Raw genomic sequence first — 223 nt, 5'->3', positions numbered from 1 at the left:
CGTTACAGCGAGCGTCTCGCAGAGGCTGGCATTGAGCCCTCGGTGGGAAGTAAAGGGGACAGCTACGATAACGCTTTGGCCGAGACGATCAATGGGTTGTACAAGGCGGAGTTGATCCATCGACGAGCTCCGTGGAAGAGCAAGGAATCGCTGGAAATTGCGACGCTGGAATGGGTGTCGTGGTTCAACCATCATCGGTTGCTGGCCCCGATCGGTTATATTC

1 protein-coding gene is annotated in these 223 nt (G+C 55.6%); it reads left to right on the top strand.

Going from position 1 to position 223, the window contains the following annotated elements:
- Positions 1–223, top strand: a 223-nt coding sequence (locus ABWL39_RS20960) for an integrase core domain-containing protein (protein ID WP_367796177.1), incomplete at both ends; no start/stop codon positions are given.

Origin of the sequence: Chitinivorax sp. PXF-14, from assembly GCF_040812015.1 — a bacterium.
GTDB lineage: Bacteria > Pseudomonadota > Gammaproteobacteria > Burkholderiales > SCOH01 > JBFNXJ01.
Note: the sequence above shows the minus strand (reverse complement) of the source record. Positions and strands in the feature narration are given on the sequence as shown.